18 protein-coding genes are annotated in these 19961 nt (G+C 39.5%); 7 read left to right on the plus strand and 11 right to left on the minus strand.

Annotated elements, in window-relative coordinates:
• Window positions 1-61: 61 nt before the first annotated feature.
• On the minus strand, window positions 62-2467 hold the full coding sequence (locus FXN70_RS09655) for a glucose/quinate/shikimate family membrane-bound PQQ-dependent dehydrogenase (protein ID WP_324647257.1): 2406 nt from the start codon (window positions 2465-2467) through the stop codon (window positions 62-64).
• A 223-nt stretch (window positions 2468-2690) separates the two neighbouring features.
• A complete protein-coding gene (locus FXN70_RS09660) occupies window positions 2691-3896 on the minus strand; it encodes a carbohydrate porin (RefSeq protein ID WP_324647361.1) in 1206 nt (401 codons plus the stop codon).
• 493 nt (window positions 3897-4389) lie between these two features.
• On the opposite strand from FXN70_RS09660, the gene FXN70_RS09665 reads away from it, so the two are divergent.
• Window positions 4390-5340: an AraC family transcriptional regulator gene (locus FXN70_RS09665; RefSeq protein WP_324647362.1), complete on the plus strand. Its 951-nt coding sequence runs from the start codon at window positions 4390-4392 to the stop codon at window positions 5338-5340.
• A gap of 54 nt (window positions 5341-5394) precedes the next feature.
• On the opposite strand, the gene FXN70_RS09670 is transcribed toward FXN70_RS09665, so the two are convergent.
• The gene (locus FXN70_RS09670) at window positions 5395-6612 is read right to left on the minus strand and encodes an SAM-dependent methyltransferase (protein WP_324647258.1); all 1218 of its coding nucleotides are present in this window, start codon (window positions 6610-6612) and stop codon (window positions 5395-5397) included.
• A 103-nt stretch (window positions 6613-6715) separates the two neighbouring features.
• On the opposite strand from FXN70_RS09670, the gene trhA reads away from it, so the two are divergent.
• Window positions 6716-7357 (plus strand): PAQR family membrane homeostasis protein TrhA, encoded by a 642-nt coding sequence (trhA, locus tag FXN70_RS09675; RefSeq protein ID WP_324647259.1) that lies wholly within the window; start codon window positions 6716-6718, stop codon window positions 7355-7357.
• Window positions 7358-7423: 66 nt separating this feature from the next.
• Here trhA and FXN70_RS09680 read toward each other — a convergent pair whose 3' ends face one another.
• The 5 genes from FXN70_RS09680 to ppx are packed head-to-tail and all read right to left on the minus strand — an operon-like array spanning window position 7424 to window position 12543.
• Window positions 7424-7993, minus strand: a complete 570-nt coding sequence (locus FXN70_RS09680; RefSeq protein ID WP_324647260.1) for a YggT family protein — start codon at window positions 7991-7993, stop codon at window positions 7424-7426.
• 13 nt (window positions 7994-8006) lie between these two features.
• Window positions 8007-8849: a pyrroline-5-carboxylate reductase gene (gene proC / locus FXN70_RS09685; RefSeq protein ID WP_420714406.1), complete on the minus strand. Its 843-nt coding sequence runs from the start codon at window positions 8847-8849 to the stop codon at window positions 8007-8009.
• A gap of 23 nt (window positions 8850-8872) precedes the next feature.
• On the minus strand, window positions 8873-10225 hold the full coding sequence (gene tilS / locus FXN70_RS09690; protein ID WP_324647261.1) for a tRNA lysidine(34) synthetase TilS: 1353 nt from the start codon (window positions 10223-10225) through the stop codon (window positions 8873-8875).
• A complete protein-coding gene (locus FXN70_RS09695) occupies window positions 10162-10986 on the minus strand; it encodes an acetyl-CoA carboxylase carboxyltransferase subunit alpha (protein WP_420714403.1) in 825 nt (274 codons plus the stop codon). Before FXN70_RS09695 ends, tilS begins: the two co-directional genes overlap by 64 nt.
• 36 nt (window positions 10987-11022) lie before the next feature.
• On the minus strand, window positions 11023-12543 hold the full coding sequence (gene ppx, locus FXN70_RS09700; protein ID WP_324647262.1) for an exopolyphosphatase: 1521 nt from the start codon (window positions 12541-12543) through the stop codon (window positions 11023-11025).
• 323 nt (window positions 12544-12866) lie between these two features.
• Here ppx and trxA point away from each other — a divergent pair, with 323 nt between their 5' ends.
• The 3 genes from trxA to FXN70_RS09715 all read left to right on the plus strand — a co-directional run bounded on the left by trxA (window position 12867) and on the right by FXN70_RS09715 (window position 15437).
• Window positions 12867-13190, plus strand: coding sequence for a thioredoxin (gene trxA, locus FXN70_RS09705; protein ID WP_324647263.1), 324 nt, complete (start codon window positions 12867-12869; stop codon window positions 13188-13190).
• A 329-nt stretch (window positions 13191-13519) separates the two neighbouring features.
• Window positions 13520-14782, plus strand: a complete 1263-nt coding sequence (gene rho, locus FXN70_RS09710; RefSeq protein ID WP_324647264.1) for a transcription termination factor Rho — start codon at window positions 13520-13522, stop codon at window positions 14780-14782.
• Window positions 14783-15188: 406 nt separating this feature from the next.
• Complete coding sequence (locus FXN70_RS09715) at window positions 15189-15437, plus strand: hypothetical protein (protein WP_324647265.1); 249 nt, start codon at window positions 15189-15191, stop codon at window positions 15435-15437.
• 382 nt (window positions 15438-15819) lie between these two features.
• Here FXN70_RS09715 and FXN70_RS09720 read toward each other — a convergent pair whose 3' ends face one another.
• From FXN70_RS09720 to FXN70_RS09730, 3 genes are all read right to left on the minus strand, one after another.
• On the minus strand, window positions 15820-15966 hold the full coding sequence (locus FXN70_RS09720; RefSeq protein WP_324647266.1) for an NF038215 family lipoprotein: 147 nt from the start codon (window positions 15964-15966) through the stop codon (window positions 15820-15822).
• A 168-nt stretch (window positions 15967-16134) separates the two neighbouring features.
• Window positions 16135-16758, minus strand: coding sequence for a LysE family translocator (locus tag FXN70_RS09725; protein WP_324647267.1), 624 nt, complete (start codon window positions 16756-16758; stop codon window positions 16135-16137).
• Window positions 16759-16804: 46 nt separating this feature from the next.
• Window positions 16805-17569, minus strand: a complete 765-nt coding sequence (locus tag FXN70_RS09730) for a class I SAM-dependent methyltransferase (protein WP_324647268.1) — start codon at window positions 17567-17569, stop codon at window positions 16805-16807.
• 180 nt (window positions 17570-17749) lie between these two features.
• Between FXN70_RS09730 and FXN70_RS09735 the strand changes: the two genes are divergently transcribed.
• Entirely contained in the window at window positions 17750-18319 is a 570-nt protein-coding gene (locus FXN70_RS09735) for a TetR/AcrR family transcriptional regulator (RefSeq protein WP_324647269.1), read from the plus strand.
• The gene (locus FXN70_RS09740; RefSeq protein WP_324647270.1) at window positions 18312-19955 is read left to right on the plus strand and encodes an MFS transporter; all 1644 of its coding nucleotides are present in this window, start codon (window positions 18312-18314) and stop codon (window positions 19953-19955) included. Before FXN70_RS09735 ends, FXN70_RS09740 begins: the two co-directional genes overlap by 8 nt.
• Window positions 19956-19961 lie beyond the last annotated feature (6 nt).

Consider the following 19961-nt stretch of genomic DNA (forward strand, 5'->3'; position numbering starts at 1 on the left):
TTTAAAGATAATAAAAAAGCCCAGCCGAAGCTGAGCCTTTTCTAATTTTTAAGATGTAAACTTATTTTAAATCAGGTAAAGCATAAGCAACTAAATAGTCACCCATTTTGGTACCGAATGAACCATGACCACCCGCCATAAGTACAAGATACTGCTTACCATTAATTTCATAGGTCATTGGTGTTGCTTGTCCACCGGCAGGTAAACGTGCTTCCCAAAGTTTTGCACCATTGCTGACGTTATAGGCACGGATATAGTTATCTTGCGTACCTGCAACGAACATCACGTTACCCGCAGTTGAAATTGAACCACCTAAACCAGGGACACCAATTTTCAATGCTGGCAATTGGAATAAGTTTGGTAAGCTGTCACGGATGGTACCGATACGCTTTTTCCAAACCACTTGATGCGTATTTAAATCAACACCCGCAACAAAGCCCCAAGATGGTTGCTTACAAGGTAAACCAATTGGTGACAAGAACGGTTTGATTTCAACACCATATGGCACGCCATACATTGGTTGAATGCCTTGTTCTGTGCCTGCACCTTTTGCAGTTTCAGCACGGTCTGCTTTTTCAGGAATCAAACGACTTACAAATGGCAAGCCAATTGGGTTCATCACCGCAACCTGACGGTCTACGTTGACAGACATACCGCCCCATTCAAAAACACCAAGGTTTCCTGGGAATACCAAAGTACCGTTTTCAGATGGTGGTGTATAAATACCATTGTAGTTCAATTTCTTGAAGTAGATACGACATGCTAACTGGTCAAACATTGTGGCGCCCCACATTTGTTTGTCGGTTAATTTGTCTTTTGGTGCTAAATCAAGGTCAGAGAACGGTTGAGTTTTTGAATACCACTCACCTTTGGTTTGTGGACCACGTTCAACAGTTTGCGGTACTGGACGTTCTGTAATTGGCACAATGGCTTTACCATTACGACGATCAAGAACAAAGACATTACCTGTTTTAGTTAACACATAAATTGCAGGAACAGTTTGACCTGATTTATCTTTAACATCGGCTAAAGATGGCTGAGAAGGTACATCCATATCCCACAAATCGTGATGTGTAGTTTGGAAGTGCCACACCAATTTACCAGTTGTACCGTTTAATGCCAACATTGAGTTTGCATAACGTTCTTTCAGATTGTCACGGTTACCACCCCAAATATCAGGCGTACCTACACCTGTTGGAACATAAACGATGTCTAATTTTGCATCGTATGCCAATGGTGCCCAAGCGTTTGGAGAGTTGTGAACAAATTTTTGACCAGGAGCCGGAATCGCATTTGGATCTTGTGCACCTGTATCAAATACCCACAACAACTTACCAGTATTCACATCATAACCACGGATAACACCCGATGGTTCTTTGGTTGAATAGTTATCGGTTGTTGAACCTGCAATAACAATCGTTGTACCCGTTACCACTGGTGGAGACGTTGGGTTATAACCGCCTGCATAGGCATACGGCATATCTTTTTGCAGATCTACTTCACCGTTGTGACCAAAATCGGTACAACGCTGGCCATTGTCTGCATTGATTGCCACTAAACGACCATCGTTTACAGGTAAAATAACTTTACGTGGACATTGAGTCGAGCTTGATTGCTTATGCTGCAAACTTGCTGCGAATTCAGCCGTGTTATTCGCATCATAATAAGACACGCCACGACAAGTTAAATGTTGGAAGCTTGGATCTGTTTTTAATTTTGGATCAAAACGCCATTTTTGCTTACCTGTTGCAGGATCAAGCGCCACCAATTGTTGGTGTGTTGTACACATAAACATGTTATTACCAATTTTAATTGGCGTAACTTGGTTGGTGGTTTCACCCGAATCGTTTGCAGTTTTTAAATCGCCAGTACGGAATGTCCAAGCAACTTTCAAATCTTTGACATTTTGGTCATTAATCTGTGTCAGTGGCGAGTAACGAACACCGCCTTGGGTACGACCATATGCTGGCCAATCGCCCGCCGCAACACCATCCACCGCTTGTGCTTTTTCAGGTTGTTTTGTGGTAATTGTGCCGTTAATTTCTTGAGGGTCATTAAAAATTGAATAGACCATCACCAAAATTGCGAACACTAAAGTTGCCGCTAAGCCTTTACGTGCTGTTGCAACGGCTTGTACACCACGCGTCGCAATAGGAAAACACAGCCATACGCCTAAAACACCCAAGATGCCTAAACGTGGGGTTAATCCCCAAAAATCAGTACCGACTTCCCAAATACCCCAAATGGTTGTACCAAGCATTAAAGCTGCATACATCCAAAGTGCATTTGCCGAGCGACGTACCAATAATATTGCTGTAATTAGAAGTACAAGGCCAGTAATTACATAGTAGATCGAGCCTCCAAGTGTACCTAAATATAGGCCACCACCCAAAAGTATCAAACCAATCACTGCTAAAACAATAGCAGTAAAGGTTCTTATGCCCGAACTCTGTGAGGGTTGAGTCATAAAAACACCTCTATATTTTCCAAATTAAGTACAAACAATTTAGCACAAAAAAACAGCTGTTTTTTTGTGCTACATCGATAGAACCAATGATTTTGTCTTTAAAAAAACACATCACCACTGATGAGAGAACCCTCATTTGTTTATTTTTTATTTCAAAAATAAACCACAGTGGTGATGCTTAAATTAGACCTGCTAATCCATTTTAAAGACAAATATAATCAGCTTAGAATGCTGTAATAAATTTCACACCACCAACCCAAGCATTATTTCCATCTTTCAACGCACCAACATGACGAACATATTGCACGTTTGGACGTACTGTTAACCAATTGGTTGCAGCAATACCATAGTAAATTTCAGAGTTATACTCTGTATCTACATTTTTACGATCGTATTTAATCGCATCTTTATTCACATTAAGTTGAGAAAAGCCAATTGCTAACTCATCTTTCGGACGTGCATCAAATAAGCCTTTATACGCTACAGAAATACTCTGCATATTTTTCATAGCACTTGTATCTGCATCAAAGAATGCAGCTTGACCAGTAACACTTAAACCGCGTGATGCATCGCCATTTACACTGGTCAATTGTTGCGTGAATGACACCCAACCACCTTGACCATGGTCAGTTTTGGTTTTAGTTGTATCATTTGCTACAAGCGCATCCGCAGTACTGTAGTAATAACCAACGCGATATTCGCCCGGTAAACCATTTACTGTAGATTTTGGCTGCCACACAAGCTCAATAGGAAGTACCGCACCTTTTGAACCGTCTGTGCTTAAATTAAAGCCTTTGCTACGTTTTACATTTTCTGGGTTATATTCATACACACCCACTTGTGCGAAGACTTCAGGGGTAAAGTTATATTTTACCCGCGCAGCCCATTGGCTCACTGGCCAGTTGTGAATTTGATCACCGGCATCCCAGTTACCAATTTGACCACCACACAAACCAAGGTTTTGGAAATCACAAGCTGCTTGGTTAAAGTCTTCACCTTCACCAAAACGACCGACTTTCACATCTAATTTCTGATCTAAGAATTTTTTCTTGATCCACAAATCAGTTAAACGTGTGGTTTGACCACGGCCATAAACTTCTTGAGTTGAACTCAATTGTCCATCTAAAGCATCTGCTTTATGTTTAACATCATGTCCATCACGGTTGGTGATGGTAATTTGTGCTTCAGTATCTTGCCAACCTAAGATTTTTTGTAAATCAAAATGCGCACCCAAAGCCACTTGACCAGAATATGCTGTACCATGATTTGAGGTATCTTTAGAATCGAGTACATTAGCGGCTTCGCCAGTATAACCCAATGAGAAATCATAGCCTTGGTCTTTAAGTGCTGTACGTTGTCCGTTCCAATCACCTAGCATGTAAGGACTATTGGCATCAAAAGCAGTTGCAGCATGAGTTTGAGCAGCCATTGCAAATGCTAATGCACATAGAGATAAACGAAAAATTGGAGAAAACTTAGTCACAATTATAATCCTTTGAGCTTGCGAACAAGCGTAGGATACTATTATTTTTGTAAAAAATGTTTATCTATTTGTTAATCCACTGATTCCTTTTCAATTTAACGTGAATTTTTGTAATAAATATGACATTTTCCATCTATTTTATAAAGTAGATTCCGAAACACCATACTCAATTTCTTCATTATTGTTCAAACACAACATCATTCAAATAGATTAAATATTTCAAGATATTGGCAAAATAATGTCATATTCCGCCATTTTGGTCACATTTTTCTACATTTACAATATTTTTAGCTTTACAGCGCTGTAAATTTTCTGAATCATTCTTCATTATCATTTAGGTCAATTATTTGTGAATATCAAAACGATTGAAGGAATCAATGTCAGCCGTGACACCATTAGCATTCATTTTGTCAATGCTGCGTTAACTGGCGTAAAAAAAATGGGCATGGATGTCGAATCCTTACTTTCACACGTTGGAATTGAAGCCGAACTATTAAAGCAACCCAAAGCGCGGGTTTCGCCTGAGCAATATACACGCTTCATTCAAATGTTGTGGATGGTTACTCAAGATGAACATGCAGGTTTTTCAACACAAGTAAGGCGCTTAGGCAGTTTTGCCATGATGTGCCAATTGATCATTCATGCCAAAACTCTTGGGCAAGCTTTAGCACTTTCTGAACAATTTTACCGTTTATTTAGTGATGATTGGTTTATTACCATTGAACGCGACAAGCACGAAGCACGGTTAATTTCACTGATTCCTAAATCTCAAGACCCAGATCACTTCATGACAGAAAGCATGCTGATGATTTGGCATGGTTTAGCATCATGGTTAATTGACCGTCGCATTTCACTGGAACGCGTTAACTTTGATTATGCTCGCCCAGAACAAGCTGACGAATACGATGCCCTGTTCTTTGCGCCCTTAATGCAATTTGATGCAGCCCGTACCGAAATTACCTTTGCCGCTGATTATTTAGACTTACCTCTTCGTCAAAATGAAGAAACCTTACAAGAATTTTTAAAAGCAGCACCTGCACAGCTTTTAGTGAAATTTAAAAATACCAACTCGTTAACTTCACGTATTCGTGACGTGTTAAAAAGTCATATTGGCGAAGAAATGCCAACGCTAAATGATGTGGCATCCATGTTGTATTTATCACCACAAACATTACGTCGCCGTTTAGCGTCTGAAGGGAAAAGCTACCAAGGGGTTAAAGATGCATTGCGCCGTGATGCCGCCATTCATTTACTTTTACAACCTAAACTTACTTTAGAAGATGTCGCGCAGCAAGTCGGCTTTAGCGAAACCAGTACCTTCCACCGCGCCTTTAAAAAGTGGACAGGGGTTACACCTGGGCTTTATCGCCAATTACATGGCACGCTGTAACTGTAAAATATATGCAAAAAGAAAAGCTCAAGTTGAACCTTGAGCTTTTTTGTATTAACAACGACAACCGACTCGGTCTTGATCAACCAACTCATCCTCAAGTAAGCGTTGCAAACTTTGCTGATGAATGCCATACATGGCTTTTAATGCTTCAATTTGCTGCATGATTTTTGCATCAGGCACAGTTACATCTTTACGTTTGATTGCCAAAATCATTTTATTTTTACTGGTGTGCTCAAGCCCAATAAACTCAAACACTTTGGTCTCATAACCATAAGCATTTAACAACAAGGCACGCAAACTGTCGGTGAGCATTTCAGCTTGCTGGGCTTGGTGAATACCAAATTGCAGCATTGGCTTTAATACATCCGGACTCGTCAACTGCGGGCGTAACTCTTTATGACAACATGGCGCACACATAATCATATTCGCGCCCAGTCGAATGCCACAATGAATGGCAAAATCAGTTGCGATATCACACGCATGCAGTGCCACCATCACATCTAATTTTTCAGGCTGATAACTACGAACATCGCCTTCAAAAAAGTTTAAATGTTTAAACTGATTTTTCTGAGCAACATCTTGACAAAATTCCACCAAATTATGGCGTAACTCAACCCCAGTAATATGTGGTTGTAATCCTTGTTGCTGCAAATAATCATACATCGCAAAGGTTAGATAGCCTTTGCCTGAACCAAAATCAACAATATCGAGTTGCTTTTGCTCAACCGTAATATCTGCAATTGCATTCGAAAAAATTTCAGTAAATTTATTAATTTGCTTCCATTTTTTTGCCATGCTCGGCACAAGTTTCGCATGCTGATCGCTAATACCTAAATCTTGCAAATAAGGTTGGCTCAATGCAAGATAGCGCTGCTTTTCACGGTTATGTGTTTGCGCTGCATTGGTATTGATTGGCTTTTTCTTAGTTTGAATAAGTTGCACTTTTTTCTTGTTTTTTTTGAGCTGCAATTCCGCATCGCTTAAAAACAAATTCGCCTGCTTACAATCTAACAACAACTGCTGAATTTCATTCAAAGCATTCTCAAAGTTGTAATTTTTGGTCACATCTTGGGTTTTATATCGATAAGTGACTTTGAGCATGCTCTGCTGCTGTAATTCAACGATCTGAAAAATGATTTTATCAAGTTCAGCCACTTTCCCCTGATACTGACTTAAAATCAGCCGCTCAAAACACTGTGTGTTCCAAGCTTGGGTTAGGGCCAAAAACCATTGTTGCTCTTGCTCAGAAGCATATTGTCTTGCCGACATAAAAACACTGACCTATCTATATTTACAAATCAATTGTAAATGCTCTTACCTTAAAAGCAAAATTAAATTAATATACAAGTGTATTTTTAATATGAAGCCTTAGATGGAAAATCACGCATTGCCAATTTCTTATGATGCAACAGAGGAAAAACTGAATGTCTTCACCCATGGCTTAGGTGCAATCATCGCAGTGATTGCCAGCATCATGCTCTTGGTAAAAACAGCACAATTTCCAACATTCACATGGTTAAGCCTATGGATCTACAGTGCGAGTCTGATTCTCATGCTTGCAAGTTCAACTTTATATCATGCCGCCAAAACCGAAAAGAAACGACACTGGTATAAAAAACTCGATCATATTGCGATTTATTATTTAATAGCAGGTACATATACACCACTCTTGGTCATACAAATTCCAACCACAAAAGCGCATTATTTGTTAATTGCACTATGGGCAATTGCTGCAATCGGTACAATATTTAAACTTGGATTGGTTCATCGTTTTGAAAAATTATCGTTAATTGCCTATTTAATTATGGGTTGGTTTGCCATTTTAATGATCGATGATATGCAACGCTATTTAAGTTCTGCTTGCTTGAAATTATTGGTCATTGGTGGACTCGCTTATACCCTTGGTGCAGTTTTTTATGCCTTAAAAAGCGTAAAATATAGCCATGCAATTTGGCATATCTTTGTATTGCTTGGTGCAGGGGCACACTTTCTTGCCATATATACATCCAATTAAAGAGGTTTCTGGAAAAACCAGCCAATAAAAAACCAGCTTTAAGCTGGTTTTTTATTAAACTTATGCTTACCAACCAATCAACAACACCCGTGCAACTTCATTCATCAACACTTGTGCAATATATAGCGCCAAAAAGGCCAAAATTGGAGATAAATCGATCATGCCCATATTAGGCAACAAACGCCGAAATGGTGCTAATAATGGTTCTGCCAACTCTTGAATAACTTCAATATAAGGCGAACGCGTTTGGGTAAACATCACCACCCATCCTAAAATAATCGTTGCAAAAATTAAATAACGACAAATACGGATTAAATCCTGAATCATATCCACAAAGGTATAAATCAGTAGAAAAACCGCACTATTTGGTGGACTTCCCGCCAAATACATAGCGCCAAAATTTTTAAATAAACACAGCACGACCAATAAAACCAATGCTGCTAAGTTCACTCGCCCTTTAGCCAATGTCGGAAAAATTCGACTAAACATATCCACAACTTTTGTGGCCTTAACGGTGGATAACACCACCGGGTTATATGGAGAAACGGCCGCCAATTGAATTAAAAAGCGAAAAAACACTAATAATATTGCGACATTCATCAAAATATTAAAAATTAGCGCAATATTTGCACCCATCTACTCGCTTCCTTTACTTTTTAAATTGCTGAACTTGATCGCTCAATTCCTGAGCCAATTCTTGACTACGCTTTTGTGCAGCAGCCAATGCGCTTTGGATACTTTGTGAAATCTGTGCGCGATCAAACACTTCTAATGCAGCTTGCGTGGTTCCATTTGGAGAAGTCACATTTTGACGTAAGGTCGAAGGTGATACATCACTACTAATCGCCATTTGGGCTGCACCCAAGGCGGTTTGCAAAGTAAGTGCTGTAGCAACTTTTTCATCTAAACCTAAATTTTTACCTGCACGGATCATACTTTCCATTAAATAAAAAAAGTATGCAGGCCCTGAACCCGAAACCGCCGTTACTGCATCAATCTGTGATTCTTGATCGACCCATAAACCAAGCCCTGTCGCTGCCAAAATTTGGGTTGCAAGTTGACGATCGGCCTCAGAGACAATGCTTTTGGCATACATGCCATGCGCGCCCGTTTGTACCAATGCTGGCGTATTCGGCATTACACGTACAATACGTGTTGCACCCGTTAAACCTTCAATTAAGTCAATTGTTACACCTGCCACAATTGAAATAATCAATTTATCTTTTAAATGTCCCTTTAATGGCGTTAATACACTCGCGAGTACTTGTGGTTTGACCGCTAAGACCACCACATCCGCCTCAACAATCGCATCTAAATTTTCAGTGAAAACTGCAATTTGACGCGCTTGTAACACATGACGAATTTGCTCAACAGGGTCGGCAACGCGCAGTTGTGTTTGAGGGAAACCTCTTGAAATTAACCCGCCAATTAAGGCTTGGGCCATATTTCCACCACCAATAAAACTAATATTACAATTTAAAGCAACATTCATATTCACACTCGGCAATGCAGTCATCACTCAACTTTTTGTGTTGGTTTCCAGCCACCTAACTGACAATACGGCGACTGTGCCAACCAAAATCCTTGAGGGGTAAATACCCCTAGAATAACATCATCTTTCGCCAAAATTTGCACTTGATAACGTAACCACGGAAAAATTTGTGCCGCTTGAATGGCTTTTTTCAGTGGCCACGATCCAACACGTCCATAAAGATGAACTTTTTCACCGCCCTGCCTCACTTTTAAGTTTAAAGTTTGGGTCAATAATTCGAAGCACAATCCCATTTGATTGGTCTGTTCAATGATGTATATTCCCGAAGCAGTCGTAATAATTTGTTGCAATTTGCAGTTCAAAATTTCATCAACTATTACTACCTTCTTCACAGCCAAATACTGCTTTTCAGTTAAACGATGGATCTGATTTTGATACCGAACAAAATAATAGGGCTTTAAAAATAAAACGGCCTGTGCATCAGCTTTCGCATCAATCACTTCTCGTTGCAAACGTTGCACAGCATCAAGACTTGGCCGATAAATACCGTCACCTTTTAACCAAACCGATAAAAGTTGGCGCTGCCGTGGCACAGACAATAATTTAAATTGAGCTAAATTAAGCTGATTCGGCGTGCAACAAAGTTGCCAATCTTGTTCCAGCACACTATCTAAAATTTCATTGGCATCTTGCATCAACCATGTGGTTCGAGCCAATGCCATTTGCATTTGTGGAAAACGCTGTTGCAACAATGGCCAAACCGTTTCACGACACCATGCCCGATCGTAATGCTGATCGGCATTGGTTGGATCGATCACATAGCCTAGATGTAAGGTCTCCGTCCACTTTTCAATTTGCTCACGGCTTAAATTTAGCATCGGCCGCCAAATATGCAGACCATCACGTACATCATGCTCACGCATTGCCGAAAGTCCAGCAACTCCACTGCCCGAAAGCAAGCGTAATAACAGTGTTTCAGCCTGATCTTGTTGATGATGTGCCAAAACCAGCACTTCATTCTTGTGAATATGTTGTGAAAATGCCGCATAACGCGCTTGTCGAGCTTGCTGTTCAAGATTGCCATTTTGCACTTGCACAGCCACAATTTCACACAAAATCTGTCGTTCAAAGCAAAATTCACGCACGACTTCGCCCCAAGCAGCACTTGGTGCTTGAAGTTGATGATCAATATAAACTGCGCGAATGCGCTGTGGAAAGAGTAAATTCATCAGCTGTAGCAGTAGCATGGAATCCATGCCACCACTACAACCAATTAAGAACTTTTGTTGCGGATAGTGCAGCTCAGCGTCATTTAAGACGCTAGACCTAAATTGCTGCTGCCAAATTTCATTAAACGTTGATAACGTGCTTCGCATCGTGTGTCTGCGTCCATGGTTTCTAATTCAGCTAACGTGGTTTTTAACACTTCACGTAGTTTATTCATCACGTTTTCAGGCTGTAAATGAGCACCTTCGCCTTCGTCAATTACCGTTTCTACAATCCCCATAGACTGTAATTTTTCTGCGGTAAGTGCCAATGCTTCACTGGCTTGTTCAGCTTTTTCGGCAGTTTTCCATAAAATAGAAGCACAACCTTCAGGCGAAATCACCGAGTAAATACTGTGTGACAACATAATCACACGATCAGCGACCCCAATCCCAAGCGCACCACCTGAACCACCTTCACCTAATACCGTTGCAATCACAGGAACTTTTAAACGTGAAAGCTGCGCAAGACTGGTCGCAATTGCTTCTGCTTGACCACGCTCTTCTGCACCCACACCTGGGTATGCACCCATCGTATCAATAAAAGTTAAAACAGGTAAATTAAAGCGCTCAGCTAAGTCAAGCAAACGCTGTGATTTACGATAACCTTCAGGATTTGCCATCCCAAAGTTATGTTGTAAACGTTCACGCGTTGTACGACCGCGGTGTTGACCAACGATCATTACAGGTTGGCCTTCGAAACGAGCAAGACCACCAATCATCGCACCATCGTCACCAAAAACACGGTCACCATGCAGAACATCTAAGTCATCAAATAATTCATTTGCATAATCTAAAAATTGCGGACGCTGAGGATGACGCGCAATTTGTACCGTCTTCCACGCTTTAGACTGAGCAGCTTTATTTTTCATAGGTCGAGTATTATCCTTAAATGAATCAACGCGGCGTTAATCAATAAATTGTTCCGACTGAATGATCAAATCAATGTCCCAATGTTTAAATTGCTCTCGCTCATCGTGCAAGTCGGCAACCAATAACGGCCATTGTTTCGCATCACCAGAAACTGTTAACTGCCATTGTTGCGCATTCACTACCTTTAATTCAATGGCAGGAAGCATCTGATCACTCCTACTATGATTGAGCAAAACGGCCAATCTTAACAATAAACTTAGGTAGATAAGTGTTTGCCCACCCACTTTAAAAACATCATTTTTGCTTTCAATTCTCAGTTTACGACGATGATGTGCAACCAAATGCGAAAGATGATTCTGATCAATTTGTGAAAAACCAGGAATATCCGAATGCTGTAATAAATACGCACCATGACGGTGATATCCAGCATGACTAATCGCTAAGCCAATTTCATGCAAATAAGCTGCACGACGAATTAAGTCACTGTCTTCATTGGTTAATTTCAAGTCTCGTGAAACAAAATCAAATAATTTCTGTGCAGTTGCGACCACCCTTTCTGCTTGTTTTGCATCGGCATTGTAACGTCCAATTAATGCCTGAACACTACGATCTCGAATATCTTCATGCTTAAAACGACCCAGTAAATCATACATCACGCCTTCTCTTAAAGCGCCGTCTGAATACATTAATCGGTCAATTTCCAATACCTCAAACACAGCATACAAAATCGCCAATCCAGCTGGCAGAACTGCTCGGCGATCTTCTTTTAAACCATCAAAGTCAATATCAGAAATATGCTTAAACTTAAGCAATTTGTCTTTGAGTTTTTCCAAACCTTCACGGGTCACACTTTCTTGTTCATCACTTAAGCCCATATTGACCATAATTTGACGACAAGCTTTGATAGTTCCGCTTGAACCGACAACAGTGTCCCAACCTGCAGACTTATAAGTGTTAGCAATTCCAGAGAGTTCTTTGCAAGCTGCAACAAAAGCTTTATTGAAGTTTTTCTGGCTGACTTCACCGTCAGAAAAATAGGCTTTTGTAAAAGAAACGCATCCCATTTGTAACGATTCGGTATGAATTGGCTCAAATTCTTCGCCAATAATCAGTTCAGTTGATCCACCACCAATATCAACCACTAAACGACGCCCACCATTGGCCATCGTATGTGAAACACCTAAATAAATGAGCCGTGCTTCTTCACGTCCAGCAATAATCTCAATCGGTTTTGGTAAAATTTCAGCCGCTTTTTGAATAAATTCATGGCCATTTTTGGCTTGACGCAAGGCATTGGTTGCGACAATTCGAAGTCGTGTTGGTTGTACTGAACTTAAGCGCCCAACAAAACGAGCTAAACAAGACAAACCTCGTTGCTGTGCAACCTCTGTTAAATTTTTATTTTCATCTAAACCCGCAGCAAGTTGTACTTTTTCCGACATCGAAACCACTTTTTTCACTTCACCATGATCCACACGGGCAATCGCAAGGTGAAAGCTATTTGACCCCATATCAATGGCCGCGAGTAACTCTTCATCAATCAAAAAATCAGACATGGTGCGCAAACGAAGTAAATTGAATTGCTTCCTAGAGTAATTCACTGCCCCGTAATTGGAAAGTGCTTTTCCCTACAAACATTAAGATTTTATGTCAACTTTGTGTCTAAACTCACTGTTATTCAAATTCTCCCTCTTTGTCCAAACCAATAGACAAATCAAGCATTATGGCATATAGCATTAATCGATTTAGCATATCGTAATCCTCTATTAGACAAAATGGCCTGCATTCGAGATAATCATACAATTCAACTATGACATTGAAATTTGCTATGTAATACTTATATTCAAAACAAGCATGTTTCATATTTCTTGGAGTTTTTATGTCAAACCTTATTAATACCACCGATACCGACTTTCAAACTGATGTCCTAGGTTCAGACGTTCCTGTTCTAGTTGACTTTTGGGCAGCTTGGTGTGGGCCTTGTAAAGCAATTGCGCCAGTACTTGAAGATTTATCTCGTGAATACGAAGGTAAAGTGAAAATTGTAAAAGTAGATGTGACTGCTTGTGAGCAAACATCTGTGAACTACAACATTCGCAACATTCCTGCATTGTTATTATTTAAAAATGGCGAAGTGGTTGCACAACAAATCGGTGCAGTTCCACGTTCAAAACTTGTTTCTTTTATTGATGAAAATATCTAATTTTCGTTAAAAGATAAAAAATAGGCAAAATTCACCGCTTTTTTTGCTGAATTTTGCCTAATCTTAAATTGACAATTACGACTAGGTCGCTTATATTCCAAATTCAAGAGAGATGAAGCTTTGCGCACACGCTTTCTTAGAACACACAACACATAAGACCGCCGCTCGGCACTGCAATTGTTATCTTATACCTTCGAAACAATTAAACAGATCTCTGTTTTTGTATTGTGCAATTGATTTTGCTCGGTCCTAACAGCACGCGGCTGACTTTTACTTTTTTTATTTTCCAGAATCGACTCTCCAGACGTTCTTATAGTAACTGACCTCCTATGAATTTAACTGAACTCAAGAAAAAACCGATTGGCGAACTCATTAAAATTGCTGAGTTTATGGGCCTTGAGGGGATGGCACGTAACCGTAAACAAGATATCATCTTCGCAATTTTAAAACGCCATGCCATGAATGGCGAAGAAATTTTTGGTGATGGTGTTTTAGAAATTCTTTCTGATGGTTTCGGTTTCTTACGTTCGGCAGCAGGATCTTATCTTGCTGGCCCAGACGATATTTACGTAAGCCCTTCCCAAATTCGTCGCTTTAATTTACGCACAGGCGACACAATTACAGGCACGATTCGCCCACCAAAAGAAGGTGAACGTTATTTTGCACTTTTAAAAGTGAATCAAATTAACTACGACACACCAGAAAACTCGCGTAATAAAATTCTATTTGAAAACTTAACCCCACTCTTTCCAACCGAGCAATTGGTGATGGAGCTTGGTAATGGTTCATCTGAAGATTTAACCGCACGTGTAGTGGACTTAATTGCTCCTATTGGTAAAGGTCAACGCTCTATTATTGTTGCACCGCCAAAAGCGGGTAAGACCATGTTGCTACAAAATATTGCACAATCAATTGTCCGCAACAATCCAGAAGTCTTCTTAATCGTTCTTCTTATTGACGAACGCCCTGAAGAAGTGACTGAAATGGAACGTACTGTTCGTGGTGAAGTTATCGCTTCTACTTTTGATGAAGCGCCTGCTCGTCACGTACAAGTTGCCGAAATGGTGATTGAAAAAGCCAAACGCTTGGTTGAACACAAAAAAGATGTCGTGATCTTGCTTGACTCGATTACACGTTTAGCGCGTGCTTATAACACCGTAATTCCATCATCAGGTAAAGTCTTGACAGGTGGTGTCGATGCACACGCCTTAGAACGCCCAAAACGCTTCTTTGGTGCAGCACGTAATATTGAAGAAGGTGGATCACTCACCATCATTTCAACTGCTTTAATTGAAACAGGCAGTAAAATGGATGAAGTGATTTATGAGGAATTCAAAGGTACAGGTAACCAAGAAATTACACTTGATCGCCGTATTGCTGAAAAACGTGTATTCCCGTCAATGAACTTGAAAAAATCAGGTACACGCCGTGAAGAACGCCTCATGAGCGAAGACAATCTACGTAAAGTATGGATTTTGCGTAAGCTACTTCATCCAATGGATGAACTTGCTGCAATGGAATTCTTACTTGATCGTATGAAAGAAACCAAAACCAATGATGATTTCTTCGAGCAAATGAAACGTAAACAATAAGCACATATCCCGCAGATCATGTTTAGTCTTGGTCTGCGGGTTGACATAACTTACATGAAAATAACAAAGATTTATATTTAGCTGTTTTTTTACCCACAACCATCAACTTTCCATTTAGACTAAAAATAAAAACTTTTTTTATTTTTAAGTGTTTAGTCCATCATTTATCCAAATGCAAAATCATTTTTAATTGTTATTTCCTGTTAAAAACAAGACTCAAATTCGATTTTTTTTCGTTTTTTTTTCATTCGCTAGTAGTAATTCAATATAGGCAATGATAGCATATCGGCATACCAGTTAATCTGCTCCAAGCGTTGTTACCTATCGAACGTGTAGGGATAATTAAAGCACAAACAGGTTAGCTTTGGTTTTTTTATGTCTTATGACTTAATTTGAGAGTGATGCCATGTTATTCAAAAAATTCGCTATCGTAGCTGCTGTAGCTACAACTTTAGCTTTCGTTGGTTGTGCAAAGAAAACTGAAGAAGCTGCTGCTGCTTCTGCTCCAGCATCTGAAGCTGTTGCTGCTGCATCTGACGCTACTGCTGCTGCATCTGAAGCTACTGCTGCTGCATCTGACGCTACTGCTGCTGCATCTGACGCTACTGCTGCTGCATCTGATGCTGCTCCAGCTGCATCTGAAGCTGCTCACTAATCGATTACTCGATTTAGTAGAAAAAGAGAACCTTACGGTTCTCTTTTTTTATGTCTATTCTTTCTAAAAATAAGAATCATGCTATAGTTCAAATGAATCACATTCGTATTGTTGACTTGCTGAATACTCATCACAAGCGTTAGACTTATTTTATCTGCACAATAAACTGCATTTCCAAAATTCAATACCAATCTATTTCGTCGTTTTATCTTAAAAATCAAGCAAGCGTAATCAAGGTATTATGCTGAGAACTAGGCTTTAATCACAAAGAGATGCTAAAAACAATCTCACATTAAATAATAAATGGAAAAAACTATATCTTAATCAAGTTGGTTAATGAAGAATCCTAAAAATCATGGTTAATCTTTAGGATTCTTGGTGTTTAATGCTTTGCAATCTTTAGTTGATAATCTTGTTCATGGACAGGGACGCCTGCAATACTTTTGGTATAGTAATGTTGATCTGTTTTAACTGCTTCGCAACCAACAAGTACAACCGTGCAGCAAATGAGTATGGAGATTTTTTTCATTCGCCGATCCTCCCGCTTTGTTGTTATTTTCTTTTAAATTAGCACTTTTTAAATCGAAGGAAATTAAAAAATTATTTCAATTTGTATTTCAATTTGATCATTCTCTAAAATCTAAACAAAAAAAGGGCGCAAGTTTAAAACACTTGCGCCCTTTCATTTAAATCAAACCTATTTTAATCCAAAAATTAGTTTTAGACCTAATAAAGTCATAACGCCTCCAGCAAGGCGGTCGAAAATCGCTTTAGATTTTAAATATACTTTACGCGGCCCTTCAGCCGATAAAATAACTGCCACTAATGAATACCATCCTGCATCAATAAAAAAGCATAAAACAGGCAATACAATGTAATAATAGGTTGGAATATCTTTAGGTAACAGCGCAGTAAAAATACTCGCAAGCACAATCGCAATTTTAGGATTACTTAATTGGGTAATAAAGCCTAAACGGTAAGCTTGCTGATGACTCATTTTTTGAGTTAAGTCTTGTTCGGTATGCATTGGCTCTTTAGCATGACGAATAATTTTAAAAGCCAACCATAGCAAATATAGACCACCACAAATTTTTAAGACCAAATAAGCAGAAGGCACGGCCAACAAAATCGCTTGTAAGCCCATCACCGCAAGTAAACCGAAAAATGCAGCACCAGTTCCTGTTCCTAATGCGGTATATAGCCCATGTTTGCGTGAGATCGCGATGGAATTTTTCGCCACATAAATAAAGGTTGGGCCAGGACTCATCGCACCAAGCATCAATGCGGCAGTAATTGAAACAAGCGGCAATAAACTGTCCAAAGGGAACCCTATTTATGCAAAATTTAAACGCAATATTCTAGCAGACTTAAGCTGCTTTAGATAAAACTAAATACATCACATCCGTTTGAAACGAACCATCATGCTGAATTTGGAAATACGCTTTGACGTTACCTGCAACTTGCATTTGTAAAGCACGAATGGTTTTCACATGATTTTCAGGTGTTTTCATCCGACTCACCCAACTTGCAAAATCTAAGTTTAAAGTCTGTTTCTGTATTTGCTCGACTCGAAAACTAGCATATTCTGCAAAATGCATCCATTCAGCCAAGCTATAATTTCTCACATGACTTGGATCACGAATCATCTCAATCGTTTGTAAAAAGGTATCTAAAGCAGGCTGAGCATTGCCTAAAATATCTACAAGAATGACTTTTCCTGTTGTGGTTAATACGCGATAAATTTCTTGCATTGCATATCCTACATGTTGCCAATGATGTGCAGAATAACGGCTAATGACACAATCAAAAGCCTGATCAGCAAAAGGGAGTTTTTCGGCAACGCCCAATTGGGTTTGAATTTGGGTTAATCCTTTTTTCTGTGCTGTTTTTTCAACCGTAATTAACATTTCAGGCGTGACATCGTAAGCAATTGTAGTTTCAGTTAAATCTGCAACCTGATAACTGACATGTCCACCACCACAACCTAAGTCTAAGATATGTTTGAATTGATGTTGTTGAATACAATCTCTCATTTTCTCAAATTCGATGCCTTGAGCATGAACTTGGCTATTTAAATAAGCATCTGATTTATCTTGATATTGTGCTTTAGAAATTTGTTGTTGGCTTTTCATATTAACTATTCTCAGAAGAAGATAAGCCAAGCATAAGCTGCAAGAAACAAAAATAATAATGATGAATTTTATAAAAATATATAACTAACAGTTATAATTACAAAGAAGTAACATATCCAAAATAAATTCGGACATTTTTGTCCGTAAAATAACATCTTCTTTTATTTTAGCTGCTATTGCATGAACAAGCATGTCACACGCGCAAGTCAGAACCGAGAAGAATTACTGCAAGCCGCAGCAGAAATGATTAAAACTCATGGCATTCATGTGCCCTTACAACTTATTATTAACCATGCAGGTGTCGGCAGAGCTACGTTTTATCGTAATTTTTCCGACCGCAAAGCGCTTGTTTATGCTTTATTAGCAGATACAATTGAGAATTTACGCCCACGTGTTGCATCTTTTGAAAATCATGATGATGGCTTATTCCAACTCATTGAAAGCCATATTCAACACTTAAACTATTTAAGTGCTTTAAAAGAATATTGGAAAGTTTTAGAAATTGATGATCCAGTTTTAAAACAACTCACTACAACACATCAAAGTATCATCCAACCCTTAATTGATCGTGCAATTGCGACTCAAAAGTGCCGCCCCGATCTAAATTTTGAAGATTATCGTACTATTGTTTCTATTCTTGCCTCCTCTTTTCGAGGACACACCGAACAAGAGCAAAAACGTTTAGCAACACGTGCTCTTGACCTTTTATTTGTGGGCATTCAACCATCACAGGATGTGATCTATGGATAAAGCACCGCGTTATCTTGAACCACCTCCCGATTGGACAGATGATGAACGTCCAATCTTACCAGGCTCTCCTCCGTCAATCGCACACTCACGTACTAAACGCTATTTGTATTTTATCATTGGAACATTTATTGCCCTTTCGGCAGGTTTAAGTAATGGCTTTATTACCGCTAACTTGCCACAGTTACAAGGTGAGTACGCTTTAACACCTGTAGAAGCTGCATGGTTGCCTGCGTCTTATGTCATGGCGAATGTCAGTGCCAACCTCATTTTATTTAAAACACGGCAACAATATGGGCTTCGTTTATTCAGTGAAATTGCATTACTCGCATTTATTGGGGTGATGCTGCTGCATATGTTTGTGCATAGCTATCATTCAGCATTGTTTGTGCGTTTTTTTAGTGGATTAGTCGCCGCACCATTAAGTTCTTTAGGCATGTATTACATTATGCAAGCATTTACCAAAGCACACCGAATTAAAGGCTTGTATATTGGTATGGGATTTGGACAACTTGGTGTGCCCTTAGCTTGGGTGATTTCTCCCTTATTGGTTAGTGTGAATAATTGGCAAGTGCTTTATCGCTTTGAGCTTGGACTTGCGATTTGTTGTTATGCAATGGTGGTCGCACTTAAACTTCCTAGAAGTATTCGAATAGCTGTCTTTGAAAAAAAAGATTTTCTAACTTTTGCTTTACTTGCACCAGGATTTGCCTGTTTATGTGCAGTACTCGTACAAGGGCCTTTGCTTTGGTGGTTCGATTCACCATGGCTGGCCTATATGCTCATTGCAGGATTATGCCTGTTGGTTCTTGGTTTTGGTTTCGAACATTTCAGAGAAAACCCTCTAATCATGACCCGCTGGTTAGGTGCAAGTTCAACATTGCGCTTTCTTTTTGCTGCCTTTGCCATACGGTTATTAATGTCTGAACAAAGCTATGCTGCGGTTAATTTCTTAAAAACTATGGGAATGGGGCCTGATCAATTTGTGCCACTATACACCATCATTTTTTTCGCCATGCTGTTTGGGGTAATTTTTAGTGCCATCACCTTTTCTCGTGAGCACATGACCTCTCAATTATTATTTGCTGTGATCCTTATTTTTATCGCTTGTGGCCTAGACCGAAATTTAACCAGTGATGTCCGCCCTGCCAATTTTTATCTCAGCCAATCCTTAGTTGCTTTTGCAGGTGGTTTATTTATTGGGCCATTATTATTAACAGGTTTTGGACGTGCCTTACAGCAAGGTGCAAGTCATATTGTGACTTATTTGGTGCTATTTTCTGCCACGCAAAATTTTGGTGGTTTAATTGGTTCATCCTTTTTTTCAACTTATCAAAAAGAACGCGTACAGGTCTATCAAATGACCATTAAAAATAGCTTAGACAGCACCAATAGCATTGTTAATCAACGTTTACAACAATATCAGGCCAAATATAACAGCGTTAGCGACCCTACAAAAGTCCAGTTACAAGCACGAGCCACGCTTGCACAAGTCAGTACCCGTGAAGCCCAAGTCCGTGCCTACAATGATGTGATTTATCTCAATGGTATTTTCGCCCTAATTTTACTGATTTGGGGCTTAAGCAATATTGCTTGGACGCGATACCAACATCACCAACAACTCTCCTCTTCAAATTGAGCATTG

This window comes from Acinetobacter sp. MD2 (assembly GCF_035615575.1).
Classification (GTDB): Bacteria; Pseudomonadota; Gammaproteobacteria; order Pseudomonadales; family Moraxellaceae; genus Acinetobacter.